At 34.2% G+C, this 26,527-nt stretch carries 27 protein-coding genes; 20 read left to right on the plus strand and 7 right to left on the minus strand.

Annotated features, from left to right (window positions below; genetic code table 11):
* Positions 1–48: 48 nt before the first annotated feature.
* The 8 genes from DFQ03_RS00445 (at position 49) to galK (ending at position 9,112) form a co-directional block, all read left to right on the plus strand.
* A complete protein-coding gene (locus DFQ03_RS00445) occupies positions 49–813 on the plus strand; it encodes a Rossmann-like and DUF2520 domain-containing protein (RefSeq protein WP_133671073.1) in 765 nt (254 codons plus the stop codon).
* Positions 797–1,324, plus strand: a complete 528-nt coding sequence (locus tag DFQ03_RS00450; protein ID WP_133671074.1) for a KdsC family phosphatase — start codon at positions 797–799, stop codon at positions 1,322–1,324. Before DFQ03_RS00445 ends, DFQ03_RS00450 begins: the two co-directional genes overlap by 17 nt.
* A 3-nt stretch (positions 1,325–1,327) precedes the next feature.
* Positions 1,328–1,915, plus strand: a complete 588-nt coding sequence (locus tag DFQ03_RS00455; RefSeq protein WP_133671075.1) for a Maf family nucleotide pyrophosphatase — start codon at positions 1,328–1,330, stop codon at positions 1,913–1,915.
* Between the two features lie 23 nt (positions 1,916–1,938).
* Positions 1,939–2,886 carry a septum formation inhibitor Maf gene (locus DFQ03_RS00460; protein ID WP_133671076.1) on the plus strand — a complete coding sequence of 316 codons (948 nt, stop codon included), beginning with the start codon at positions 1,939–1,941 and terminating at the stop codon, positions 2,884–2,886.
* Between the two features lie 3 nt (positions 2,887–2,889).
* Positions 2,890–3,468, plus strand: coding sequence for a mechanosensitive ion channel domain-containing protein (locus DFQ03_RS00465; RefSeq protein ID WP_133671077.1), 579 nt, complete (start codon positions 2,890–2,892; stop codon positions 3,466–3,468).
* A gap of 80 nt (positions 3,469–3,548) precedes the next feature.
* Positions 3,549–6,080 carry a PIG-L family deacetylase gene (locus DFQ03_RS00470; protein ID WP_133671078.1) on the plus strand — a complete coding sequence of 844 codons (2,532 nt, stop codon included), beginning with the start codon at positions 3,549–3,551 and terminating at the stop codon, positions 6,078–6,080.
* Positions 6,081–6,191: 111 nt separating this feature from the next.
* Positions 6,192–7,928, plus strand: coding sequence for a sodium:solute symporter (locus tag DFQ03_RS00475; protein WP_133671079.1), 1,737 nt, complete (start codon positions 6,192–6,194; stop codon positions 7,926–7,928).
* Positions 7,929–7,954: 26 nt separating this feature from the next.
* Complete coding sequence (gene galK, locus DFQ03_RS00480) at positions 7,955–9,112, plus strand: galactokinase (protein ID WP_133671080.1); 1,158 nt, start codon at positions 7,955–7,957, stop codon at positions 9,110–9,112.
* A 72-nt stretch (positions 9,113–9,184) separates the two neighbouring features.
* Here the strand turns inward: galK and DFQ03_RS00485 are convergent, their stop codons facing one another.
* Positions 9,185–10,030 (minus strand): DUF2911 domain-containing protein, encoded by an 846-nt coding sequence (locus DFQ03_RS00485; RefSeq protein ID WP_133671081.1) that lies wholly within the window; start codon positions 10,028–10,030, stop codon positions 9,185–9,187.
* Positions 10,031–10,119: 89 nt separating this feature from the next.
* On the minus strand, positions 10,120–11,301 hold the full coding sequence (locus DFQ03_RS00490) for a hypothetical protein (RefSeq protein WP_133671082.1): 1,182 nt from the start codon (positions 11,299–11,301) through the stop codon (positions 10,120–10,122).
* Between the two features lie 172 nt (positions 11,302–11,473).
* On the opposite strand from DFQ03_RS00490, the gene DFQ03_RS00495 reads away from it, so the two are divergent.
* Genes DFQ03_RS00495 through DFQ03_RS00505 form a run of 3 tightly spaced genes read left to right on the plus strand, consistent with a single transcriptional unit; the run spans position 11,474 to position 13,972 of the window.
* Complete coding sequence (locus tag DFQ03_RS00495; RefSeq protein WP_133671083.1) at positions 11,474–11,971, plus strand: SRPBCC family protein; 498 nt, start codon at positions 11,474–11,476, stop codon at positions 11,969–11,971.
* Entirely contained in the window at positions 11,972–12,661 is a 690-nt protein-coding gene (locus DFQ03_RS00500) for an SDR family NAD(P)-dependent oxidoreductase (protein WP_133671084.1), read from the plus strand.
* Positions 12,662–13,972 (plus strand): cryptochrome/photolyase family protein, encoded by a 1,311-nt coding sequence (locus DFQ03_RS00505; protein WP_133671085.1) that lies wholly within the window; start codon positions 12,662–12,664, stop codon positions 13,970–13,972. It abuts the gene before it with no gap.
* A 2-nt stretch (positions 13,973–13,974) separates the two neighbouring features.
* Here DFQ03_RS00505 and DFQ03_RS00510 read toward each other — a convergent pair whose 3' ends face one another.
* On the minus strand, positions 13,975–15,024 hold the full coding sequence (locus tag DFQ03_RS00510; protein WP_133671086.1) for a DUF6340 family protein: 1,050 nt from the start codon (positions 15,022–15,024) through the stop codon (positions 13,975–13,977).
* 259 nt (positions 15,025–15,283) lie between these two features.
* Between DFQ03_RS00510 and DFQ03_RS00515 the strand changes: the two genes are divergently transcribed.
* The 4 genes from DFQ03_RS00515 to DFQ03_RS00530 all read left to right on the plus strand — a co-directional run bounded on the left by DFQ03_RS00515 (position 15,284) and on the right by DFQ03_RS00530 (position 18,678).
* Positions 15,284–16,711, plus strand: a complete 1,428-nt coding sequence (locus DFQ03_RS00515) for an amidohydrolase (RefSeq protein WP_133671087.1) — start codon at positions 15,284–15,286, stop codon at positions 16,709–16,711.
* A gap of 83 nt (positions 16,712–16,794) precedes the next feature.
* Positions 16,795–17,253 (plus strand): VOC family protein, encoded by a 459-nt coding sequence (locus tag DFQ03_RS00520; protein ID WP_133671088.1) that lies wholly within the window; start codon positions 16,795–16,797, stop codon positions 17,251–17,253.
* A gap of 9 nt (positions 17,254–17,262) precedes the next feature.
* Complete coding sequence (locus tag DFQ03_RS00525; protein WP_133671089.1) at positions 17,263–18,261, plus strand: pirin family protein; 999 nt, start codon at positions 17,263–17,265, stop codon at positions 18,259–18,261.
* Positions 18,262–18,678, plus strand: coding sequence for a hypothetical protein (locus DFQ03_RS00530; RefSeq protein WP_133671090.1), 417 nt, complete (start codon positions 18,262–18,264; stop codon positions 18,676–18,678).
* On the opposite strand, the gene murA is transcribed toward DFQ03_RS00530, so the two are convergent.
* The 3 genes from murA to DFQ03_RS00545 form a co-directional block, all read right to left on the minus strand.
* Positions 18,665–19,972 (minus strand): UDP-N-acetylglucosamine 1-carboxyvinyltransferase, encoded by a 1,308-nt coding sequence (murA, locus tag DFQ03_RS00535; RefSeq protein WP_133671091.1) that lies wholly within the window; start codon positions 19,970–19,972, stop codon positions 18,665–18,667. The two genes, DFQ03_RS00530 and murA, sit on opposite strands and share 14 nt — an antisense overlap.
* 16 nt (positions 19,973–19,988) lie before the next feature.
* The gene (locus DFQ03_RS00540) at positions 19,989–20,648 is read right to left on the minus strand and encodes a DUF4290 domain-containing protein (protein ID WP_133671092.1); all 660 of its coding nucleotides are present in this window, start codon (positions 20,646–20,648) and stop codon (positions 19,989–19,991) included.
* 81 nt (positions 20,649–20,729) lie between these two features.
* Entirely contained in the window at positions 20,730–21,017 is a 288-nt protein-coding gene (locus DFQ03_RS00545) for a DUF493 family protein (RefSeq protein WP_133671093.1), read from the minus strand.
* 81 nt (positions 21,018–21,098) lie between these two features.
* On the opposite strand from DFQ03_RS00545, the gene DFQ03_RS00550 reads away from it, so the two are divergent.
* The 5 genes from DFQ03_RS00550 (at position 21,099) to DFQ03_RS00570 (ending at position 25,629) form a co-directional block, all read left to right on the plus strand.
* Positions 21,099–21,674 (plus strand): AAA family ATPase, encoded by a 576-nt coding sequence (locus DFQ03_RS00550; RefSeq protein ID WP_133671094.1) that lies wholly within the window; start codon positions 21,099–21,101, stop codon positions 21,672–21,674.
* On the plus strand, positions 21,667–23,562 hold the full coding sequence (locus DFQ03_RS00555; protein WP_133671095.1) for a RecQ family ATP-dependent DNA helicase: 1,896 nt from the start codon (positions 21,667–21,669) through the stop codon (positions 23,560–23,562). Before DFQ03_RS00550 ends, DFQ03_RS00555 begins: the two co-directional genes overlap by 8 nt.
* 1 nt (position 23,563) lies before the next feature.
* Complete coding sequence (fmt, locus tag DFQ03_RS00560) at positions 23,564–24,511, plus strand: methionyl-tRNA formyltransferase (protein WP_133671096.1); 948 nt, start codon at positions 23,564–23,566, stop codon at positions 24,509–24,511.
* Between the two features lie 170 nt (positions 24,512–24,681).
* Positions 24,682–24,957 (plus strand): HU family DNA-binding protein, encoded by a 276-nt coding sequence (locus DFQ03_RS00565; protein WP_257786218.1) that lies wholly within the window; start codon positions 24,682–24,684, stop codon positions 24,955–24,957.
* 111 nt (positions 24,958–25,068) lie between these two features.
* The gene (locus DFQ03_RS00570) at positions 25,069–25,629 is read left to right on the plus strand and encodes a YqgE/AlgH family protein (RefSeq protein WP_133671097.1); all 561 of its coding nucleotides are present in this window, start codon (positions 25,069–25,071) and stop codon (positions 25,627–25,629) included.
* On the opposite strand, the gene DFQ03_RS00575 is transcribed toward DFQ03_RS00570, so the two are convergent.
* Positions 25,626–26,483: an aminotransferase class IV gene (locus DFQ03_RS00575; RefSeq protein ID WP_133671098.1), complete on the minus strand. Its 858-nt coding sequence runs from the start codon at positions 26,481–26,483 to the stop codon at positions 25,626–25,628. The genes DFQ03_RS00570 and DFQ03_RS00575 overlap by 4 nt on opposite strands.
* Positions 26,484–26,527: the final 44 nt, after the last annotated feature.

Genomic DNA, 26,527 nt, shown 5'->3' on the forward strand with positions numbered 1-26,527 from the left:
GTTAATTTTAATACAACAAGACTTCTATAAACTTTGTACTTTTGCAGCATGATATCAGTAGTTATAGTTGGTACCGGTAATGTAGCACAGAATCTGTTTCATGCATTCCAAAAGTCTGCAGATGTAAACGTAAAACAGGTAATTGGCAGAAATAAAGAACATTTGGCATTTGTGAAGGATGATGCGCTTATCAGCACTGAATTTACAAGTGATATTACTGCAGATGTATATATACTAGCTATATCTGATGATGCTATTAGCACTGTTGCAGAATACTTTAAAGATGTTGACGGACTTTTAGTGCATACTTCTGGAGCGACTTCAGTAAAAGCCTTAAAATCTGTACTACGACCAGGTATTTTTTATCCTTTACAGACATTTACAAAAGGTAAGATTATTTCATTTGATGATATTCCTATGTGTGTAGAGGCAACAAATGAGAACGACCTCAATTTATTAAAACAACTTGGCAATGCATTAAGCAATACGGTAGTTGAAATAAATTCTGAACAACGAAAAGCCCTTCACATAGCAGCGGTATTTGTAAATAATTTTACGAATTACATGTATACCATGGGGTCAGATATTTGTGTGGAACACAACCTTGACTTCTCATTACTACAGCCGTTAATAAAAGAAACAGCAGCAAAATTAGACGCTCTTACACCCCTACAGGCACAAACGGGACCTGCAAAACGTGGTGACCAACAAACATTACACAATCATTTACAAATCATAAAAGACAAACACCAAAGGGAACTTTACACCCTATTAAGCAACGCAATTAAAGAAAAGCATGGAAAAGAGTTATAAGGAGTATTTAAAAAACATTACCACATTTATTTTTGATGTTGATGGCGTATTTACAGACGGTAGTCTTTTAGTTACCAGCGAAGGAGAGTTGTTACGTAAAATGAGTGTTAAAGATGGTTATGCTTTAAAAGTAGCCTTAAAGAAAGGATATAATGTATGTATTATTACCGGAGGAACAAATGAAGGTGTTCGCACTAGATTACGTGCTCTTGGTGTAACAGATATTTATATGGGAGCACATTATAAGATGGATGCGTTAGAAGAATATATGGACATCTATCATATTGATGCAGAAAACGTTTTGTATATGGGTGATGACATACCAGACATTCCACCAATGCAAGCGGTTGCTTTAGCTACTTGTCCGCAAAATGCAGTTGCAGAAGTTAAAAGTGTAAGTCAATACATTTCGCATATTAATGGTGGTCATGGCTGTGTACGTGATGTCATCGAACAAGTATTAAAAGTACGTGGAGATTGGTCGAACCATTTTAGTGCCGCAAACGATTAGTTTATGTTGAAGCAAAAATTAAAAGATTATCATTTAATTCTAGCATCGGGCTCACCAAGAAGACATCAGTTCTTTAAAGATATGGAGCTCGATTTTGAAGTACGTATAAAATCTATAGATGAAGTATATCCGTCAGAATTAAAAGGAGCTGAAATATCAGATTACCTAGCAAAATTAAAGGCAGAAGTTTTTAAAATAGATTTACAGCCAAAAGATATTTTAATAACCTCTGATACCGTTGTTTGGCATAAAAATGAATCTTTAGCCAAAGCTGAAGATAGCGATGAAGCTGAACATATGCTTAAAAAACTTTCAGGCGATTGGCATCAAGTAATTTCATCTGTTTGTTTTACAACAACTGAACGACAGATAGTACAGCATTCCATAACAGAAGTCAAGTTCAAGAATTTATCGGAAGAAGAAATTCGACACTATATAAAAGAATATCAACCTTTCGATAAAGCAGGTGCATATGGTATTCAAGAATGGATAGGACTCATAGGTATTGAAAAAATAAAAGGATCGTACACTAATGTAGTTGGTTTACCAACACAATTGGTTTACGAAACTTTATCTCTATTGGTAACATAGAATAATTTAAAATTATGACAGGTATGAAACTATTAAAACTAAACAAGGCAGTTTACAGCATTTTCGGATTAGTAATATTCATTTCTAGCTGCAAAGAAAAACCTGAAAATAATAGTGACACTTTAGCTTTGTCAAACACTAAAACAAAAACAGAGGCTCCTAAAAAAGAGCTTTCTCAAGAATTTAAAAACTATTGGTATAATGGTACTGCAGAAATCACTTCTTACAATTTAGAACAAGCTAGATACGGTGAAATTAGAGAAGGTAGTGCTGTATTGATTTATGTAACCGAACCATTTTTACCAGAAGCTCAAGTAAAGGCAGATAATAGTAATAAAAGCAACATTCCTGTTTTAAAGTTGAACTCCACTAAAAATTATCTTACGGGTATTTACCCCTACTCTATTATGACAAGTAGCTTTTACCCTGTACATGATAATCAGCATGCGCTTAAATTATCCTTTTCCTCACAGGAATGGTGTGGTCATGTGTATGCACAACTAAATAACAAAGATGATTTTGAAATTATAAGTCATTCTTATTTTGAATCTGAAGGCGATCAAAGTTTACATTTAAATAAAGTGGCATTAGAAAACGAAATATGGAATAAAATAAGAATTAATCCGTCAGATTTGCCAATAGGAGAAATCAGTATGATTCCCTCTTTAGAATTTATTAGATTGAGCCATAAAGAATTAAAAGCTTATGAAGCAACAACCTCTTTGACTGAAGTGAATGGTGTAAACACCTATGAAGTAAATTATCCTGTGTTAGAGCGCACCTTAAAAATAAACTTTGAAAACAAGTTTCCTTATATGATTGAAAGTTGGTCAGACACCTTTCTTGAAGGATTTGGCAGCAACAAAAAAGTTTTAACTTCTAAAGCAACAAGAATTAACAGGATTACAACACCCTATTGGCAGCAGAATTCGAATAAGGATTTATCTTTGCGCGATAGTTTAGGGTTATAGCGTATGAAAGAATTTATTAATGAGCATTACAATGAATTAATATATAGTCTCATTGTTTTAATTGTGATTCTGATTTTAAAATTTTTATTTACCACGGCAATTAGAAAGGTGAGTAAAATCAGTGATTATAATCCTGTTCGTACTAACCTTATACTCAAGTTTACAAACATTGCACTTACTATTATTGCAGTGGTAATATTAACCCTGATCTGGAGTGTAAACTACCAAGATTTAGGTGTAATGCTATCATCGGTATTTGCTGTAATTGGTGTAGCATTATTTGCTCAATGGTCAATTTTGAGCAACATTACTGCAGGTGTTATCATCTTCTTTTCATTTCCTTTTAAAATAGGAAACACCATTCGAATTTTAGATAAAGAATTATTGGATCCGAACAATTCCGATTTGGACAAATTTGTAATAGAAGACATTAGAGCTTTCCATTTACATTTGAGAAGAAGTAACGGCGAAATTTTAACGTACCCGAATAACCTTGTACTACAAAAAGGTGTTATACTAATCTCTACCTATCAACAAGGTGAATTTATTAATACTGAAGAAGAGGAAGAGCAAATCATTTGATTTTGTTAAAGAAGTCGTAAAAAAGCAAGCTTAGGTACTAATCTTGTTATATTTGAAATTACTACCAAAACCAACTTGAAATGCGATATTTATTAGGGTTAATAACCTGCAGTATCTTTGTGCTAGGTACCCTACAAGCCCAAACTCCCAAGAATAGTTCAGCAACAGACATTTACCACTCCATTGAAAAACTCAATTTTTTAGGCACCGCGCTATATATAGCGGCACACCCAGATGACGAAAACACCCGTTTGATCTCATTTTTATCTAACGATGTCAAAGCAAGAACAGGTTATTTATCACTCACCAGAGGTGATGGAGGTCAGAATTTAATTGGTCCTGAATTACGTGAACTTCTAGGTGTGCTAAGAACTCAAGAATTGCTTGCCGCACGTAGAGTTGATGGTGGCGAACAGTTCTTTAGTCGCGCTAATGATTTTGGCTACTCAAAACAACCAAGCGAAACCTTAAAAATCTGGAATAAAGAAGCTATTCTTGGCGATGTTGTTAGAACTATACGCAAGTTTAAGCCAGATGTAATCATAAATAGATTTGACCACAGATCTCCCGGAACTACACATGGGCATCATACCTCTTCGGCAATGTTGAGTTTTGAGGCATTCGACCTTGCAAATGATTCAAATGCCTACCCTGAGCAATTATCATCGACAAATACCTGGCAACCTAAACGATTATTTTTTAATACATCGTGGTGGTTTTACGGTAGCGAAGAAAAATTTAAAAAAGCAGATAAATCTAACATGTTGCATGTGGATGTAGGCACCTACTACCCTATGCTAGGCATGTCTAACAACGAAATAGCTTCATTAGCAAGCAGTCAACACTTATGCCAAGGTTTTGGAAGACTAAGTTCTAGAGGCACAGAAGACGAATATGTTGAATTATTAAAAGGAGATTTACCAAAAGACAAGTCAAACCTTTTTGATGGTATCGATACTAGTTGGTCTAGAATTGAGGGAGGAAAAGTAATCGGTGAAATTCTTTACGATGTACAGGATAATTTTAATTTTAAAGACCCTACATCACACTTGCCAAAATTGCTTGAGGCATATCAGTTAATACAGAAGGTCTCTGACGAACATTGGAAAAATTTGAAAACTACAGAATTAACTACAATCATTTCAGCAATAATTGGCTTACATTTAGAAGCTTCTTCGAAAACATCATATACCAACCCTGGGCAAAATGTAGAGGTTCAAATTCAAGCACTTAATAGAAGTGGTATTAACATTGAACTAAAATCATTATTTCTAAATAATCAGAATAGTAACATTGACAATATTGTTTTAAACAATAATGAATTGTTTGAAAAGAAAGTTGATTTAAACATTCCGGCTTCCACAGATTTTACCAGTCCGTATTGGCTTATGGAAAAAGGAACTTTAGGAACATACACTGTTAAGAATACCAACTTAATAGGAAAACCAGAAACACCACGAGCGTTTAAGGCTACTTTTAATTTGAATATAAACGGCGTTTTGATTCCTATTACAAAACCTGTCGTTTATAAATATGCAAAACCTGATAAAGGAGAAATATATCAACCATTTGAAGTAGTACCAGAGGCAACAGCGAGCTTTACAGACAAGGTCTTAATATTTGCCGATGCATCACAAAAAAGAATTCCTGTTACTATAAAGGCACACAAAGATAGTATCTCAGGTACTTTAGAATTAAAATATGGCAAAGGGTGGCAAGTAGATAAAAAATCGCAACCGTTCTCTATCACCAAAAAAGGCGATGAGCAAACGGTATATTTTACATTGAGTCCGCCAGCTACCGAAAACGAAAGTAGCATCTCTCCTATTATAAAATTGAACGGTAACGAAATTAGTAAAGAGTTAGTGACCATAGCATATGACCATGTTCCAACGCAAACTATTTTACTTCCTGCAGAAACTAAAGTTGTTCGATTAAATATTCAGAAAGCAGGAGAAAATATAGGTTATATTATGGGTGCTGGTGATGAAGTACCTACGAGTTTAAAACAAATAGGATACAATGTTCAACTGATTGACCCTGCAACTATTACAAAAGAATCATTGAAAAATTATGATGCCATTGTTTTAGGTATTAGAGCATATAACGTAGTTGATGAGCTAAAATTTAAACAACGATTTATTTTAGATTATGCTAAAAATGGTGGTACAGTAATTGTGCAATATAACACTGCAAGTAGATGGGCTTCTCAATTTGAAAATATAGCGCCTTATGACCTGGAAATTTCAAGAGATCGTGTAACGAATGAGAATTCTAATGTAGAAATCATTGCAAAAGATAATTCACTCGTACATTTTCCGAATGAAATAAGCGAGAGTGATTTTGACGGTTGGGTTCAAGAACGAGGTTTATATTTTCCTAATAAATGGAGTGCAGAATTTACACCTGTTTTAGAAATGCATGATGATGGGGAAGAACCAACAAAAGGTAGTCTTTTAATTGCCCCGTACGGAAAGGGAAACTATATTTATACCGGACTGAGCTTTTTCAGAGAATTACCGGTTGGTGTTCCTGGAGCTTACAAGCTATTTTCTAATATGCTTTCTGTTGGAAAAGATAAAGTTGAAACAAAAGCCAAAATTAAAGGATGAGCAAAGAACGGGATGAAAATAAAACTTGGAAAAAAGAGTACACCATAGTGTTGGTACTCAATCTTATATATGTTCTTATTTTCTATTACGTAATGACTTCATTTAATTAATATGGAAGGATTAGATTGGATTATTCTTGCCGGCACACTTCTTTTTATAGTAATATACGGAGTTTGGAAAACCAAAGGAAGTAAGAACGTCGATGACTACGTTCGTGGCGGCAATGAATCTAAATGGTGGACAATAGGTCTATCTGTAATGGCCACTCAAGCTAGTGCTATTACCTTTTTATCTACTCCGGGTCAAGCCTTTCATGACGGTATGGGCTTTGTTCAGTTCTATTTTGGACTACCCTTGGCAATGATTATCATTTGTATGGTATTTGTTCCGCTATACCATAAGATGAAGGTATACACCGCCTATGAATTTTTAGAAGGTCGTTTTGATCTTAAAACACGTTCTTTAGCTGCAGTGCTATTTTTAATACAAAGAGGTCTAGCGGCAGGTATAACCATTTTCGCCCCTTCTATTATTTTATCGGCAGTACTTGGTTGGGATCTGCGAACATTAAATATTATTCTTGGTACCCTCGTAATTATATATACCGTATCCGGTGGAACAAAAGCTGTCAGTGTTACCCAAAAACAACAGATGTTTATTATCATGACAGGCATGTTCATCACCTTCTTTTTTATATTAGGCTACTTACCTTCCGATATTACCTTTAGCAAAGCAATGAAAATAGCTGGTGCCAGTAATAAATTAGAAATATTAAATTTTGACTTAGATACTTCTAGCAGATATACATTTTGGAGTGGTATAACAGGCGGGCTTTTCTTGTTTCTAGCCTATTTCGGTACAGATCAAAGTCAGGTACAACGATATCTTTCTGGTAAATCTGTAAGAGAAAGTCAACTGGGTCTTATTTTTAATGCAGTTCTTAAAATACCCATGCAGTTCTTTATTCTTTTAGTTGGTGTTATGGTATTTGTTTTTTATCAATACAATCCATCACCATTAAACTTTAATCCGTCTGCAACTCAGGCTGTGATGGAGTCAACTTATGCCGAAGATTACAAGCTACTTCAAGAAGGACAAATAGCATTAGAAGCAGAAAAAAGAATTGCTCAAAATAAGTTTTCAGCGGCTTTAGAGATAAAAGAATATACAGCTGTTGAAGAGGCAAAAAAACAAATTATACGCATTAATCAGAAAGATAGCACCAACCGAATAGCTGCAAAGGCATTAATTAGTCAAGCAAATGATGTTGTAGAAACCAATGATAAAGATTATGTCTTTATCCATTTCATACTAAATAATCTACCCACAGGTTTAGTAGGGCTATTACTAGCTGTAATTTTATCTGCGGCAATGTCATCAACAGCTTCAGAGTTAAATGCGCTAGGTACAATTACCGCTTTAGATTTATATAAGCGTAATAGAAAAACTGAAAATCTTTCAGAAAAGCATTATGTAAAAGCTTCTAAATTCTTCACTTTAATTTGGGGTATTATAGCCATACTAATTGCCTGCGTTGCGAACCTATTTGATAACTTAATACAACTGGTAAATATCATTGGCAGTATTTTCTATGGTAATGTACTGGGTATATTTTTGATTGCATTTTTCTTTAAGTTCATAAAAGGAAATGCCGTTTTCTTTGCAGCAGTAGTTACACAGATTATTATTTGTATTATCTATTATTATCTGATTCATATTTACCCTTCTGGTCAAGAAAAATTAGGTTATCTATGGCTTAACTTTTTCGGTGCGGCATTAGTTATTATAATATCATTTATATTTGAAGCTTTTGACCGAATGCTGAAAAAGCCCTTACCTAGAAGCTAAGAACAATAGATTTTATAAAAATATTAATGGTACACAAACAAGTTGCGTCATATTTTATTGAAAAATATAATAAACAGCCTACATTAATAAAAGCTCCGGGACGAATTAATATAATTGGTGAACATACTGATTATAATGAAGGTTTGGTATTACCTGCCTCTATAGAAAAAGGGATTTATTTTGCTGTTTTGGGCAATGACCAAAATAATATTCAAATTGAAACTTTTTTAACCCAACCAGAAAAAATTGTATTTCAACTAAACGGCGAACATCAAAAATTTGAATCTTTTTGGGGCAACTATTTTAAGGCTATTATTGAAGTCCTAATCAAAAAAAACTATCCCTTAAAAGGAATGAATTGTGTTTTTGGAGGTGATATACCTATCGGGTCAGGACTATCATCTTCTGCCGCATTGTGCTGCGGTTTTATTTACGCCCTAACTAAAGTATCTGGAAAAGAGATTTCAAGAGAAGAAATTGCTTTAATCGCACAAGAAGCAGAACACAAAATCGGACTTAACTGCGGATTAATGGATCAATATGCAGTACTCTTTGGAAAAAAGGGAAATGCATTTTTTTTAGACTGTAAAGATTTAAGTCATAACTACATTCCCATTAATCTAGAAGGTTATAGTTGGGTATTGGTAAATTCAAATATAAAACACAATTTAGCAGTTGATTCTGAATACAATAAACGTCGGGTATCCTGCGAAAATATTGTGAAAGAAGTTAAGAAAAAAAGACCAGAAATTACTTCGTTACGCGATGTTACATTAGAAGATTTAGAACAGGTTACAGATGTTGCCAATGCTATCGATATTAAGCGTGCAAATTATATTATCGAAGAAAATAATCGTGTTCGTAAAATGATAAAGGTTTTATCTGCTGGCGATGCCAATGCCGTTGGCAATGTACTCAAAGAAGGCCATTGGGCCATGTCATCACAATATGAAATAACCACAAGCGAATTAGATACTTTGGTTAAAATTGGCGAAAGCTTAGACGGTGTGCTTGGTTCTAGAATGATGGGTGGTGGCTTTGGTGGTTGCACGATTAATTTAATGAAGACAGAAAAATTAGATACAAGTATAAAATCTTTGCTAGAACAGTACAAAGAACAAACTGGTATCGATGCTGAATACTATCATTTGGCTATCGATGATGGTGTAAAAGTATTTGAATAAGATTTTAAATATTTTCTATAAAAAAGTCCGTGTTTTACTACACGGACTTTTTAAGTTTTATATAGATTCTAATTATTTAGAACTCCATTCTTTAATAGACTCGTTGTTCATTTTAATGTAATCATTATTACCAGCTGCAGTAGCACCTGCCAATGATTTTTTAGCAGCTTCTATAGCTCCTTTCTTGTCACCTGCTTTTGCTAAGATCAAAGATTGTTGTCTTAGTTGCCAAAATGCTGGTTTTTCTGTCATAGACATTGCTTTGTCCATCCACTCTTTTGCTTTATTAATATCTTTTCCTTCACTAGAATAGTATACTGCTGCAGCATAGTAATCACCAGCAGTTGGTCCGTTTAAAGCTTTGTCAATACTACTCATTACAACAGCATCAGTACCTACAGTAAAAGGGATGGCTACATAAGTGTTCTCCCACATTATACCAATATTAGCTCCGCTACTAGTAACATCATCAATTGAAATTGTAAAAGTTTCAATTGGCATTTCAATCGGATAAACAGGCACAGTCAATTGAGCAGCAACTTTACTTTCTTCCCAATTACTTGGAGTACCACCACCAACAGTATCAGTGTAGATAAAAACTTCCCAATTAGAAGCACCCGGCTTAGTAAAAATAGAATATGTGCCTGCTTTAACTTCTTTACCACTAATAGTTACGTCAGAGCCAAAAGTTACTAACGTGTATCCGTTCGCTCCTGTTCTCCATAATTTATCAAAAGGTACTAGGTTACCAAATACTTTTCTACCTCTCATAGAAGGTCTAGAATAGTCAATGCTCACTTCTGTTAAACCAACAGTCTGCATTAGTTTAGCTGCCGGACTTGGTGCTGGTGTATTTATTTGTGCCTCAACAGTTAAGGAAGCAACAATTGCCAATAAAAATAGTACTACTTTGTTCATAATAATTTTGCTAATTAGTTATTTATAGCAAAACTACTTATAAAGGGCAGGTTGAAATGTTAACAAATTCTTAAATACGAAACATGCTATTAATAAACGGCAAAAGAAGTAGCAATTACACCATCTTCTAAATACAAAGCTAAATAATATATAGAGGATTCTAAATGGTGAGAGATGAAGCCCTTTTTACTTATTTCACCTGATTTTTGCCATACTTCCTTGCCAGACAAATCATAAATAGCCTGTCCGAAAACAGTTTTGTCGGTGGCGATAGAATAGTAATAGAGACTTGAAGAATTATCTCTATAGATAATCAATTTATCCTCATCACCAGAATTCTCAGGAACTTCGGGTATTGTCGGGTTTTCAGGTTCCTCTGGGTTTTCTGGTTCTTCTATCTCAACATCCGGAATCTGAAAAGAAAATATCCGTGAAGGAGATTCAATGGTAGGAGTTTGTCTAGAATAATATTCCGATGAAAAGAAATAACTACTAGAACTAGTTTGCGTTAATCCTTCCGATTGAATAAAATTAAGGCCTAAAGATTGTTGTGCGTATCCTTCAAAAACAGCATTAAAATTTAAATTTTCCACTACACCTAAAAACGGACTCAATATGGAAGAATACCCAATTACGACTAATTTGTTTAATTCAGTATCATAAGTTGCATCGGTGATCAAACCTACATTCTCAATAGTTCCAATGCTATTTGCAACATAGGTTCCTGGCAATTTAGAAAATTCATAAGCAACAGAACCAAGAGATTGCCATTGCTTGGTCAATACCACTATACGATCATCGACAACAAAAAAAGCTTCTGCATCCCAATCACTATTTCCATTATTCTCTAACATTTGCTGATTTTCGTAAGAAAAGTTTATAGTGGTTGCAGTTACATTATCAGAATTCAGATACTCTTCTTTTAAAATTCTATGAACAGCCAAATCGGTTCTTGTACCCACGTTATTTCCAAAATCGCCAACATAGATATATTCATCATCTTGAGAAATCGCTTCCCAATCAACATTAGAAATATTGGTAACAGTCACTCTTCGCTGTATCGAAAGGGTCAATGTATCTAACTCATAAAGCACAGCTTCATTACCAGAATCATTATGGGTAATTAAATTACCGTTGAAAAATATTAGCCCAGATGTCTCAAAAACATCATTAGGCAACTCACCAACAACTTGCACATTTTCTTGTGCAGTTAAAGTAGCAGTACAAATGCATAAAATAATTAGACTGAACTGTCGAACAAATAATTTCATTATTGCAAAATAAGCTAGAAAAATGTTAATTACCTGTATTTAAGCGACCTAAAATCAATTTAATCGATAAAGTCAATTTTTAAAGGTATAACAAAGCATTTTTAATATTGTTTAACTATTTTTGATTATTGTTAGACATTTAAATAGTTTATCTTTTATTAAAAGTGCATGTATGAAATTATATCAATTACATTCAAAACAAGCCCTACCTATTAGCAAAAAACAAGCGTGGGAGTTTTTATCAGATCCAGCCAACCTAAAAGTTATTACCCCTGAACATATGGGCTTCAATATTTTATCTGGAGCAGATAGAGAAATGTTTCCTGGGCAGATTATTCAGTATAAAGTATCTCCATTCCCCGGTTATACTACAAAGTGGGTAACTGAAATAACCCACGTAGATAAAGGCAATTATTTCGTCGATGAGCAAAGGTTCGGACCATACGCACTTTGGCACCACAAGCACTTTATAAAAGAAATTGACGAGGGTGTTATTATGGAAGATATTATAGATTATAAAATTCCCTTAGGAATTTTAGGTCAGTTAGCACATCCTATTATCGTAAAAAAACAGTTGATGGAAATATTTAAGTTCAGAGAAGACAAATTGAAAGAGCTTTTCGGTACAGTAGATTCCATCCCTAATGAACTTCAACTAAAATCTTTTTAAATGAAAAATATATTATTAATAGGTGGGTCTCATGGTATTGGGTTATCTATGGTAAAAGAATTACAAGAAACGCATAAATTATTTGTTGCATCGCGAACAGATGAAGCCTTACAACATGAAAATATAACTCATATCGAATTCGATGTTACTAAAGACGAACTTGATGTTTCTCAACTACCCGAAAAACTTGACGGATTTGTATATTGCCCAGGCAGTATAAATCTAAAGCCATTTAAAATGATGTCATTAGAAACCATTAAAGATGACATGGAACTAAATTTCTTTGCTATGCTAAAAATCGTTAAAGGAATAATTTCATTAATGAACGAAGGGGCAAGCATGGTCTTTTTTAGTACTATTGCAGTAGGTACAGGTATGCCGTTTCATACTAGTGTAGCTGCTGCTAAAGGAGCTATTGAGGGTTTTGCAAAATCTATGGCAGCAGAGTACGCACCTAAAATTCGAGTTAATGTTATAGCCCCTTCTTTGGTAGATACACCATTAGCAAAACGACTTTTAAACAATGATAAAAAACGTGAAATGATGAGTGAACGTCATCCGTTAAAAAGAGTCGGTAATCCTGAAGATATTGCTAATGCAGCAGTGTTTCTTTTAAGTGATAAAAGTACTTGGATGACCGGACAGATTATAGGGGTAGATGGCGGACTCTCAACTTTAAACATTAATTAAATGTCTAAAAAAGTATCTATATTTTGGTTTAGAAGAGATTTAAGATTAGACGACAATATCGGATTTCTTGAAGCTTTAAAAGGCGACTACCAAGTACTACCTATTTTTATATTTGATAAAGAAATTCTTTCAAAATTACCGAAAGATGATGCAAGGCTTACATTCATACATGAGACCCTGCAGAACATGCGAAATCAATTACAAAAAGAACACGATAGCTCGTTAGCTATGTATTTTGGCAAACCTATAGATATTTTAAAAAGTTTGACACAAGAATATGAAGTAATGTCTGTATTCACCAATAGAGATTATGAGCCTTATGCAAAAGAAAGAGATGAAAAGATTGCAAGTTTCTTAAAGAAGAATTCTATTGAATTTAGAACATTCAAAGATCAAGTTATTTTTGAAAAATCAGAGATTGTCAAGGGTGACGGAGATCCATATGTAGTTTATACACCTTACAAGAATAAATGGCAAGAGCAATTTGATGCCGATAAAGATTTAAAGATTCACTACACAAGTCAACATTTATCTAACCTGATTAAAAATTCACGATTACCAAATTTATCATTGAGCGATATTGGTTTTGAGAAATCTAAAATAATGGTTCCTGAATATGACGTTACCCCTACTCTAATTGATAATTATGAAGACATACGTAATTTTCCAGCAAAAGAGAATGGAACATCACACTTAGGTCCGCATTTACGATTTGGTACGGTATCGGTTCGTAAGATGATGAAAAAAGCAATCGCCGAAAATAATAAAGTTTTTTGGAGCGAATTGATATGGAGAGAATTTTTTATGACTATTCTATACCACTTTCCACATACCGTAGATAATGCTTTTAGAGCTAAATACGACCGTATAGAATGGCGAAATAATGAAGAGGAATTCGAAAAATGGAAAACTGGTACTACAGGATATCTTTTGGTTGATGCCGGCATGCGAGAACTAAATGAAACAGGTTACATGCATAATCGTGTTAGAATGCTAGTAGCTAGTTTTTTATGTAAGCACCTTTTAATAGATTGGCGTTGGGGAGAAACCTATTTTGCTGAAAAGCTACTAGATTATGAAATGAGTTCAAATGTTGGTAATTGGCAATGGGCAGCAGGCAGCGGTGTTGATGCTGCACCCTATTTTAGAATTTTTAACCCGATGACACAAGTCGATAAGTTCGACAAGAACAAAGCATATATAAAAACCTGGATTAAAGAATTTGGCACCGACAAATACCCAGAAAAAATGGTTGACCATAAAATGGCTAGAGAACGCTGTTTAACAACGTACAAAGAAGCTGTTAGCTAAAACTATTTCGCCAATTGACGATTTAGTTCTTGTTGATTAACAACCCTTCTTTTTAGCATATTTAAATAACGCAAAGCATCTTTATTTTCGTAGTCTGTATAGGCTTTAGAAGCATATTCTACTGCTTTGTTCAGGTTACCGTTAATTTCATTACTAATTGCCATATTGTAATATGCTCTACCGGCAACTTTATTTTTTACATTATTTAAATCGGCATACCATAAATCTGCGGCACCATCCCAATCACCGGCTTTTGCGCGTCTATCGGCAATTTCTAAATTATTGCTTCCTCTAATAAAATAATCTCTTGCTATACGTACTTTTTCAGGTCTGGTGAAAAGCGCATAGTTCGTGCCTAATTTAGAGCTAACACTAAGAACAGCTTCTTTTCTACCAACAACAGCCTCCAACCCCTTTACAGGATTAATTCCTTCACCCGAAGAAAATAGCCTGTCGTTAGAAACATACTCATCAATAATTGTTCTAGTAGAAGGATCATAGATTCTCCATCCGTTTTTAATAACTGTATTAAGTTTTATTCTATGTCCTGGTACATTTGCATCAATACCCAGATTATTAAGGATTTTAACCGTGGTCAATTCATAATCAACAGCAGTATCAGTGTCATAAAATTCTAATGAAAATAGAACGTCCACATCATTTTCTTTACATATTCTATCGACTATATCCCAAGAGATTTCTGAAGGAAAAACACTTAATCCCTTTTCTATATCCTTTTGATTATCAATAACTTTAACAGCATCAAATCGATTACTACGCTCTAATTCATATTTGAGTCCCGTAACGGCATATTGAGCGCCTTCCCTATCCAAATTAAGTCCCTCTAAAGATAAAATTTTATCAATATTATCTACAACCTTGTTCTTTTCCGAAGCACTGCTTCTATTTACAATACCTATGTTAATTACATCTTTTGGTATCGGTACTATAGCAGGTTGGGTTATACCCATTGTCATTCTATTGGTAGAACTGCACGCCATTAATGAAAAAAATGCTGTGGTCAAGAGTACTTTATAGGCTAGATTTTTCATAATTCGTAATTTTTAAAACTTTGGAATTTGAGTAATAACGAAAAATGAGGCATTAAATTATATTATTTACAAGCGATTGTACTCATAATTTATGATTCCAAAAAATTAATTTAAAATGAGTTGAACTTCGGCATACTCAATTAGAGCAATCATCTACCGAGTTACATATTCTGTTATATTTTGGTATATTTACTAGGATTTCAATCTAAGAATTCTTCCTCTTTTTAAAATTCGAGTTCTAACAACCAAAACGACTAAAATGAAAAAAACATTATTAATTGCACTCTGTCTATGTATGAGTGCACCTGTTTTTGCCCAGAAAATGAGTAAGGACAAAAATCTAATTATTTCTTCTGTAGAAAAACACAAAGAAGAACTTATAAAAATCAGTGATTCCATTTGGGCACTTGCCGAAACCGCTTTTGACGAAACAGAATCTTCAAGAATACTAGCAGATTATGCCGAGAAAAATGGAATGACCGTTACAAGGGGTGTAGCAGATATACCAACAGCATTTACGGCAACGTATGGATCTGGTAGCCCAGTAATTAGTATTCTTGGGGAATTCGATGCCTTACCGGGAATTTCTCAAAAAACATCTCCGGTAAAGGAGCCTTTTAAAGAAGGAGCTGCCGGTCACGGTTGCGGTCATAATATGTTTGGTACGGCAAGTTTAGGATCTGCTATTGCTATAAAAGAATTAATGGATGCCGGTAAAATAAAAGGTACCGTAAAATTCTTAGGTACACCTGCTGAAGAAAAATATTTTGCAAAAGTATGGATGGTAAAAGCAGGATTATGGGATGATGTAGATGTTAATGTAAGCTGGCACCCAGGGGCAGGTATAGAAGCAGATGTACAAAGTGGATTATCACTAATTGATTTCGTTGTGGAATTTTATGGCCAGGCCGCACACGCATCTATGGATCCTTGGAACGGTCGTAGCGCATCTGATGCTTTAGAATTATACACAACAGGAATCAACTATTACAGAGAACATATTTTACCATCTTCTAGAATTCATTATCACATACAAGATGGTGGTCAGGTTGTAAACGTGGTACCAGATTACGCTAAACTTTGGGTTCGTGTTAGGGATCCTAAAAGATCAAAAATGTTACCTACCTACGAGCGTGTAAAAGCCATGGCTGAAGGCGCTGCGATTATGGCGAATGTAGATTATAAAATCTCATTGGTTTCTGGTATTTACGAAACTTTGGTAAACCGTTCTGGCGGAGAGATCATGCAGAATAACCTTGAATTATTAGGACCAATAACCTATACCGAAGAAGAAACTATTTTTGGTAAAGCAATTCAAAAAGCTACAGGTAAACCTGAAGTTGGTTTTGATGGTACAGTTCACCCTTTAAGAGAAACATTAGAAAACCCAGGCGGTGGTTCTACCGATGTTGGCGATGTTAGTTGGAATGTACCGAATATTAACCTTAGTGTTTCCGTTGCACCAACAGGTACACCTTGGCATTCTTGGGCAGTTGTTGCCTGTGGCGGAATGTCTATTGGACATAAGGGAATGATCCATGCATCTAAAGCAATGGCTATGACGATGCTAGACTTATTTCAAAATCCGAAATTAGTAACTAAGGTCAAAGAAGAGTTCAAAACCCGAAAAGGTGACGAAGTCTATGAACCAATGATAGATGGTCCACCACCATTAGATGGAGAATAAAACATTATTAATAAAGAAGCTATCTTAACAGTTAGCTTCTTTCATTTTTAAGTAACTTGAACCATCAAACATAAACAACAACAATGAAAAATATTATTGCATTATTCATCTTGATCACTGGCACTTTTGCCTCGGCACAATCATTCGATTTTCAATATGACCATTACTCGGTAATCGTAAAAGATTTAGATAAAGTAGGTGCATTTTATAAAGATGTGTTGAACTTAAAAGAGATTCCACACCCTTCTGCCCCATCAGGTTTTAAGTGGTTTGTAATTAAGGGAAACTCGCAATTACATTTAATTGGTAAGGATAGTGTTGCTATGGAACATAGTAAAAGTGTACACCTTTGTCTAGCTACTCAGAAATTAGATGAATTAATAGCTTCTCTTGAAGAAAAAAATATAACGTATTACGACTGGCCAGGAAAAGAGAATACAGTTACCCTTAGAGCGGACGGAGTAAGACAGATATATCTAAAAGACCCAGAAAATAATTGGGTAGAAATCAACGACGCGGTACATTTAATTAAGAATAATTGATACATACTTATGCATAAGACAATAAATAAAATTTTTCAATTAGATTTTCCATGGCAAACACAAGATCCTTTTTTGTTCTGTGTGTATCACTTGGACCACTACCCTAAAGGAAATGGTGAGTTAGGTCCGGCTGATTCTTTATCTGAAAGAAATTTAGGAAACGATTTTCAAATTAAAGATGGCTATAGAATGTATCATGGTACAACTATACCAGGATTTCCCGCACATCCACATCGCGGCTTTGAAACAATAACCATAGTAAATAAAGGATTTTGTGATCACTCTGATTCATTAGGTGCTGCAGGAAGATTTGGAGAAGGAGATGTACAATGGATGACCGCTGGTAGCGGCGTACAACATTCAGAAATGTTTCCCCTAATTCATACCGATAAAGAAAATACCTTAGAGCTTTTTCAAATATGGCTAAATCTACCAGCTAAAAGCAAATTTGTAGATCCACACTTTAAAATGCTTTGGCATGAAGATATTCCGGTATTAGAATTAGAGCAGTCGACAGTAAAAATAATTGCCGGCAGTTTTGGTTCTCAACAAGCATTAGAAGCTGCACCTAATTCATGGGCTTCAGCCATAGAAAACGATGTTGCTATTTGGAATATAAAAATTGAAGCTAATGGCACTGTAACTTTACCTAAAGCTAATAAAAATTCAACGAGAACTATATATTTCTATGAAGGGCAATCTTTAGAAATCTTCGATGAAACAATAACTCCGAACCATGGTATTGATGTAGACGCAAATGCTGAAATTACATTGAAAGCATTTGAAAAAGAGGCTAGTATTCTTGTATTACAGGGCAAACCCATTGACGAGCCTGTGGCTAAGTATGGTCCGTTTGTTATGAATACCGATGAAGAATTGGAAAATGCAATGAGCGAGTTTAGAACTACGCAATTTGGTGGTTGGCCTTGGAGATATCCTGATCAAGTTCATGAAAAAAACAAAGGGCGTTTTGCAAAATATCCCGACGGCACTTTAATTGAAAAATAAATGCTAGAGACAATACGTTTAATTTGCGATAGTGGTTTATTGGTTCTCATTTGGATGGTACAATTAATTATATATCCGAGTTTCTCTTATTACAAAAATGAAGATCTTTTTCAATGGCACAGTAGCTACACCAAAAGAATTGCAGTTGTAGTAATACCATTAATGATCGCACAATTGATCATAAGTATGGTTCAAGTTTTTACAACTCCTGATTTTAACAGTATTCTATATTGTCTATTAGTTATAGGCGCATGGCTTTCAACCTTCGTAATGTTCGTGCCATTACATGAAAATATATCTAAAGAAAGAGATGTAGAAAAATCTATTAAAAAGTTAAAACTCCATAATTGGTTAAGAACCGTATTATGGAGTTTAATTTTTATGCTTACCTGTTACTTAAAATTTACATCCTTATAATTTTAGCACCTATGGCACGTAGTCTTTCATCTATATTCTCGTAACCACGATCGATCTGTTCAATATTATGAATAGTAGAAGTCCCTTTTGCAGATAACGCAGCAATCAACAATGAAACACCTGCTCTAATATCTGGTGAGGTCATTGTAGTGGCTTTCAGAGTAGATTGAAAATCGTGCCCTATTACCGTAGCTCTATGTGGATCGCAAAGAATAACTTTTGCTCCCATATCTAACAACTTGTCTACGAAAAATAAGCGGCTTTCAAACATCTTTTGGTGTATAAGCACTTCTCCTCTAGATTGTGTTGCAACAACTAGAATAATACTTAATAAATCAGGAGTCAAACCTGGCCATGGTGCATCGGCAATGGTTAAAATAGAACCATCTATATAATTTTGTATTTCATATCCATTTTTATGAGCGGGAATATAAATATCATCACCTTTTCTTTCTAGAGTGATGCCCAATTTACCGAATACTGTTGGTATCTGACCTAAATCGTCCCAACTAACATCTTTAATAGTTAATTCACTTTTGGTCATAGCAGCCAAACCGATCCAGCTACCTATTTCAATCATATCAGGTAACATACGGTGATCCGTACCGCCTAATTTATCTACACCATCAATAACCAATAGATTAGAACCCACACCCGATATTTTGGCGCCCATTCTATTCAACATTTTACAAAGTTGCTGTAAATAAGGTTCACATGCCGCATTGTAAATGGTAGTTTGCCCTTCAGCTAAAACTGCTGCCATAACAATGTTTGCAGTTCCGGTAACGGAAGCCTCATCTAACAACATGTACGTACCTTTCAACTTATCTGCTTCAACCCCGTAGAAATATTCTTCTCGGTTGTAGCGAAATTTGGCACCTAATTTTATAAATCCTTCAAAGTGTGTATCTAAACGTCTACGACCAATTTTGTCACCACCAGGTTTCGGAATATATCCTTTACCAAAACGTGCCAATAATGGTCCAACCAACATAATAGAGCCTCTTAAGCCTCTACCATCTTGTTTAAATTGATCAGATTGTAAATATTCAAGGTTTATATCATCGGCATTAAAAGTGTAAGCGCCTTTGCCTTTCTTTTGAATTTTTACGCCTAAATCTTCTAAAAGAGCTAAAAGTTTGTTTACATCAACAATATCTGGAATATTGGTAATGGTTACTTTTTCATCTGTAAGTAATACTGCGCAAAGTATTTGAAGTGCTTCGTTCTTTGCTCCTTGAGGTGTTATTTCACCAGATAACTGATGCCCTCCTTCAATTTTGAATGTCCCCATCTAGAGAAGTGGAAATTTAATAGCGTTTTTTACCGCGGTTATTATTATTTCTTTGATTTTTCTTTCCTGAATTACTCGATCGAGGAGTTTTAGCAACTCGATTTTTAAGAAACTGTCCGCTATCTGTCAAACTTTCACCTTCAGCAGCTAAATCTATGCGACCATCACTTAATTCAAATAAATGTTTAAAAATAGCTTTATCATCAACTACATCTTTATTCCAATTCAAGTAGCATTTTTTCATGTGATTGGCAATCGCATATTCCAAGCCAGAACGCTTATCACCTTTCTCCCACTCTACGGCAACATCGATCATACGTTTAATGTTGTTCCCGTAAAAACGATATTTAGGAAAATTTTGAGGATACTCTAAAGGATCTGGTCTTTTTCTTAAAACCTCTTTAGAGGTAATAGGAAAAGGAGAATCTACATCCAACTTAAAATCAGACATAATAAACAGCTGATCCCAAAGTTTATGTTGAAAATCGGGCACATCGCGCAAATGGGGTTGTATATTTCCCATTACGCTAATGATTGCTTGCGCAACTTTATTTCTTTCTTCGCGGTCTTCAATTGATATCGCATGGTTCACCATTTTTTGAAAATGACGACCATACTCTGGTATAATCAAATGTTCACGCTCGGTATTATATTCTAGGTTTTCTACTAATTGCAAATTGAAAATTTTAGCTTAATGTGTTTGAGAAGTATTCTTATAACGATGCCAAATTAAGAAAATTATAGATGAAATGCTATTTTACAATGATATTACACCCTCAATTTCACCTACTTTTTTATATTTTTCTATAACCTCGTCTGGGCTCTTTAAGTTTACCGTTATAGAAACACTGGTATATTTACCATTTTTAGATTCTTTTAAATTAACAACCGCTCCCATATTATCAAAAATGGTATTTATTTTATCAACTTTATCTGTATTCGTCTCTACAATAAATTTATATAGATAGTCAGAAGGCCATTTTGAGGTTTCTGTTAATTGCTCCTTTAATTTCTTATAGAATTCAACTGGGTTATTTTCGTCCATCACTAGTGTTTTATGCAAAGATAAGTGTAATGAACCAGTTTTTTAATACTGTTGGTTTATGTACTTTTGCTTAATTAAATCATGAGTTTGAAAAGCAAGAGAATTGTTGTAACAGGAGGACCGGGAACGGGCAAAACGGTATTGATATCATCACTTGAAGAAAATGGATACCATTGTTTTCATGAAGTAATACGAACGATGACATTAGATGCATTAGGCGATGTATCATTAGATGACCAATTAGTGAATCCAATTGATTTTGTCAAAGATTCTAAAAGTTTTAATGACGAACTGATCAATGCCCGTTTACAACATTTCATTAATGGACAAAATATTCATAAAGACCATTTATTTTATGATCGCGGGTTACCAGATGTTATAGCCTATATGGATTATTTTGGTCAAGCTGCAGAAGAACGTTATGCTAATTTATGTTTAGAACATAGGTATGACGAAGTATTGATACTACCACCTTGGAAAGAAATTTATGTGCAGGACAATGAACGAATGGAAAATTTCGAACAAGCTTGTGGCATTCACGAAAAGCTTGAAAAAGCGTATATTGACTTAGGGTATACTCCGATAGAAGTTCCATTTGGCACTATTGAAAATCGTATGCAATTTGTAGTTGATTTTATAAATAAAACGGGTGAATAATACACCAAAAGAAATTTTATCAAAATATTGGGGTTTTGACAGCTTTAGAGGCTCTCAAGAAGAAATCATCAATGCCATTTCTAATGGTCAGGATGTTTTAGGTTTGTTACCTACAGGAGGCGGCAAATCGCTATGTTTTCAGGTACCGGCATTAATGAAAGAAGGTATTTGTATCGTAATATCTCCGTTAGTTGCTTTAATAGAAAATCAAGTAGACAATCTTCAAAAACTAGGCATTAAAGCGATAGGTCTAAAAGGCGGACTCAAATTCACCGAAGTAGATAAATTATTGGATAATTGTATTTACGGCAGTTATAAGTTTTTGTATTTATCGCCTGAGCGTTTACAGCAAGAATTGGTTCAAGAACGTATAAAGGCCATGAACGTATCTATGTTCGTTATTGACGAGGCACATTGTATTTCTCAATGGGGTCACGATTTTAGGCCAGCATATTTAAGCTGTTCTATATTACGCGAATTACACCCTACCCCACCAATGGTTGCATTAACCGCAACTGCAACGAAAAGAGTTAGCGATGATATCATATCTTCATTAGACCTTAACTATCCATTTGTAGTAAAAGATTCTTTTTTTAGAAAAAATATAGGATTTGGAGTCATACAGACCGAAGATAAAAATGGTCGTTTAAAACAATACTGCCAGCAAATAAAACACAGTGCAATAGTTTATGTTAGAAGTAGAAGAAAAGCAGAAGAACTCTCTAAGTTTTTAGTAAAGAATAATGTAAAGGCAGCGTTCTATCATGGGGGCGTTGATCAAAAAATGAAAACAGAACGGCTTAATCTTTGGTTAGAAGATAAAGTTCAAGTTATGGTCGCCACCAATGCTTTTGGTATGGGTATAGATAAACCAGATGTTGAATTGGTAGTTCATTTTCAAATACCCGATAGTGTAGAAAATTACTTTCAAGAAGCAGGCAGAGCCGGTAGAAACGGAGACTTTGCTAAAGCAATTCTACTTACCAATACAACCGACAAAGTGTTGGTAAAAAAGCAATTCATTGAAATTTTACCAGATGTAGCCTATGTAAAAATGATTTACAAAAAATTAAATACATTTTTTCAAATTGGCTACGGAGAATTTACAGAAGCAAAGTTCTATCTAAATTTCAATGAATTTTGTAACATATATAAGCTGAATACTTTTTTAACCTATAATGCATTGCAGCTACTAGATAGAAACTCGGTGATATCACTGTCCGAAAATTTTTCGAAAAAAATTACGATCAAATTCATAACAGATAAGGATACCCTACATAGGTATATTGACAAAAATTCAAAACTTGCCGATTTCATAAAAGTAGTATTACGAACTTACGGCGGACTCTTTGAATTCGACACACAAATAAATATGTACTTATTATCTAAAAAAACAGCTATATCAGAATCATTGTTACATCAAAATTTTGAACAACTGGCAAAAGATGAAATTATTGAATATACCAGTGTTTCTAGTGATTTAGAAATGCTTTTTTTAGTACCACGAGATGATGATCGCACCATTAATATGTTTGCAAGAAATATTGAAGAGCAAAATGAACTCAAAATTGATAAGGTGACGAAAATGTTGAACTATATTGAAAATGACACTGTTTGCAGAAGTATTCAGTTATTAAGTTATTTCGGGGAAGTTCAAGAAAAAGAATGCGGCATATGTGATGTATGCATCAGCCAGAAACTTGGTAATACGGATGTTGTACACGCCAAAATAAAAATCATTCAACTCTTAAAGCAGAATACTACAAGTTCGCAAGAATTAGAAAAACGTCTAAACATTAATCAAGACATTGTTATTGCAGCCTTACAAGAATTATTAGAAGACAATTACGTATCATTAAACGCTATAAACGAATACCAACTATTATAATATGGAAGCATTGAGAATTGTATTTATGGGAACTCCAGATTTTGCCGTGGGCATTTTAGACATGTTGGTAAAAAAGAAATATAACATAGTGGGTGTTATTACGGCCCCAGACAGACCAGCTGGCAGAGGCAGGAAGCTAAACGAATCTGCAGTAAAAAAATATGCTGTTGAAAATAATCTTAAAGTATTGCAACCAACCAATTTAAAAGATGCTAATTTTTTAAACACCCTAAAATCTCTAAATGCTAATTTACAAATCGTAGTGGCCTTTAGAATGTTGCCTAAACTTGTCTGGGATATGCCAAAATACGGAACCTTTAACCTGCACGCCTCTCTATTGCCACAATACCGAGGTGCCGCGCCTATTAATTGGGCTATTATAAATGGAGAGACAAAAACCGGAGTCACAACTTTCTTTATTGATGAAAAAATAGATACAGGTGCCATAATAATGCAAGATGAAACTAGCATTAAAAAAACTGATAATGCCGAAGACCTACATGACAGACTAATGCACTTAGGGGCTGAAACAGTAATAAAAACGGTAGCACGAATTCAAGAGGGAAATTTTGAAACTACGAAACAGCCACATTCCGACGATTTAAAAGTTGCTCATAAACTTTTTAAAGAAACATGTGAAATAGATTGGAGTAAGTCTAAAGAAGATATATACAACTTTATAAGAGGTTTGAGTCCGTACCCAGCGGCATGGACAACTTTGACAAACGGAGATCAGAAGATGATTACAAAGATTTACAAAGCCAATATAGAACACGAAGAACATGAACTTACAATTGGAACTCTAATTTTTACTAAAAAAGAGATGAAAGTTGCAGTACAAGGTGGTTACTTAAATCTCGATGAAATACAACTTCAAGGCAAGAAAAGAATGCTCGTAAGAGATCTGTTGAACGGCCTTAATTTGGAAAAAAACGCTAAAATGGGGTGAACCCCCGTCGTTATTGGGCTGCGAGAAACGTAAAAAAAAACCTACTTTATCAACAAACACGCTGAGTTATCAACAAAATCAGGGATTTCCCCTTGTTTTACTTGTGTTGCTCAGAAATCCATATAAATTTGTTAGTAGGTATAAATTATTTAATCACAATTAATTATCACATTATGAACAAAACAGAATTGATCGATGCAATGGCAGCTGACGCTGGCATCACAAAAGCTGCGGCTAAAAAGTCATTGGAATCTTTCTTGGGAAATGTTGAAAATTCTCTTAAAAAAGGAGATAGAGTTTCTTTAGTAGGTTTCGGTTCTTGGTCCGTATCTAAAAGAAATGCAAGAGAAGGTAGAAATCCATCAACTGGAAAAACTATCCAAATCGCTGCTAAAAATGTAGTTAAGTTTAAAGCAGGTGCTGATTTAGGCAAAGCTGTAAACTAGTTTTACACTGATAAATTTATTAAAAGCGCCTTAATTGGCGCTTTTTTTATTTCCATGTTTTTGCATTTAGAAGGATTTGTCTTACTTTAGGTATATAATCATAGTAAATTAATGATCGCATTAAAGCCAACCAAAGGAAAATTACTAATTGCAGAACCTTCCTTGACAGGAGACGTTTCTTTCAATAGATCCGTTGTGCTGTTAGCAGAACATAGCAATGAAGGCTCTGTTGGATTTATTTTAAACAAGCCATTAGAATATCAAATAAACGAGTTGGTAACCGAAATTGAAATTCCTTTTCAAGTATATAACGGCGGTCCTGTAGAACAAGACAATCTTTACTTCATTCATAAAGTACCACACTTAATAGATAACAGTGTAGAAATCTCTGATGGTATTTACTGGGGCGGTGATTTTGAAACTACCGTAGAACTAATCAATAAAGAGATTATTTCTGAAAATGATATTCGTTTCTTTCTTGGCTATTCTGGCTGGTCTTCTCTACAATTAGATGAAGAACTAACTTCAAAATCGTGGATCGTTGTTGAAAACGAACATGAAAGTAGAATCATTCAAAAAGCCGCAAAAGCAATTTGGAAAGAAAACATGATTCAATTGGGTGGTGACTATCTACTTTGGTCTAATGCTCCCGAAAATCCAAGTCTCAATTAAGTACTAGAAGTAAGAGACATTCTAGCTGCAGCATTCAATTTACCGATTAGACTTTTGGCTGTTGTATTGACAAAATATTTCTTTCTATATTTTGTAATAGAGATAATACCGTCAATATTATTTACAATAAATAACTCATCTGCTTTTTGAAGCTCAAAAGGCGAAATGCTTTCTTCTAGAAAATCAAAATCATTTAGTTTCGAGATAATTTCAATGAGCTTTTTTCTTAGAATACTATTAATACAACCATCGGTTACAGGTGCTGTTTTGATCTGACTACCTTTTACCACAAATAAATTGCCATTTAGAGCCTCTATTACCTGCTTTCTCTCGTTAAGCAACAAACAATCTTGATAATCATTTTCTTGGGCGTAAATAGCTCCTACGACATTCAAAACTTTATTATTGGTATCTAAATTAGAGAGCATACTAGAATTTTTATAGAAATCTTTAAAAAGCTCTACTTCGTATGATTCTTCATTTAAAATAAAAAACGGATTTATTAACGTGTTACTAGTAATGAAATAAGAAATACTATTATCAGATGCAGCAGAATCATTACTGCTATTTCTAAAAACGGTGAATTTTATTTGCTTGGCTTCTTTTAAATCGCTCTCAGATAGTATTTTTAGAATTTCTTCTTCCATAAACTCCATCGTAAAGTTCATTGGTATCTCCATTCTTAGAATTCTCATAGAAGACATTAACCGTAAATAGTGATCCTCTAAAAAAATAATATCACCATTTAAAACACGTAACTCTTCAAAAACGGCATCACCTAGCTGTACTCCCCTATTCTTTTCGTTCAAAAAAGAAGTATTGTTATCAAGAAGTTCACCATTAAAATTGAACATAAAAAAAGCCTTAAAAAATTAAGGCTCAAAGATACTGTAAATAA

It is taken from the genome of Maribacter caenipelagi, from assembly GCF_004364175.1.
Taxonomy (GTDB): Bacteria; Bacteroidota; Bacteroidia; order Flavobacteriales; family Flavobacteriaceae; genus Maribacter; species Maribacter caenipelagi.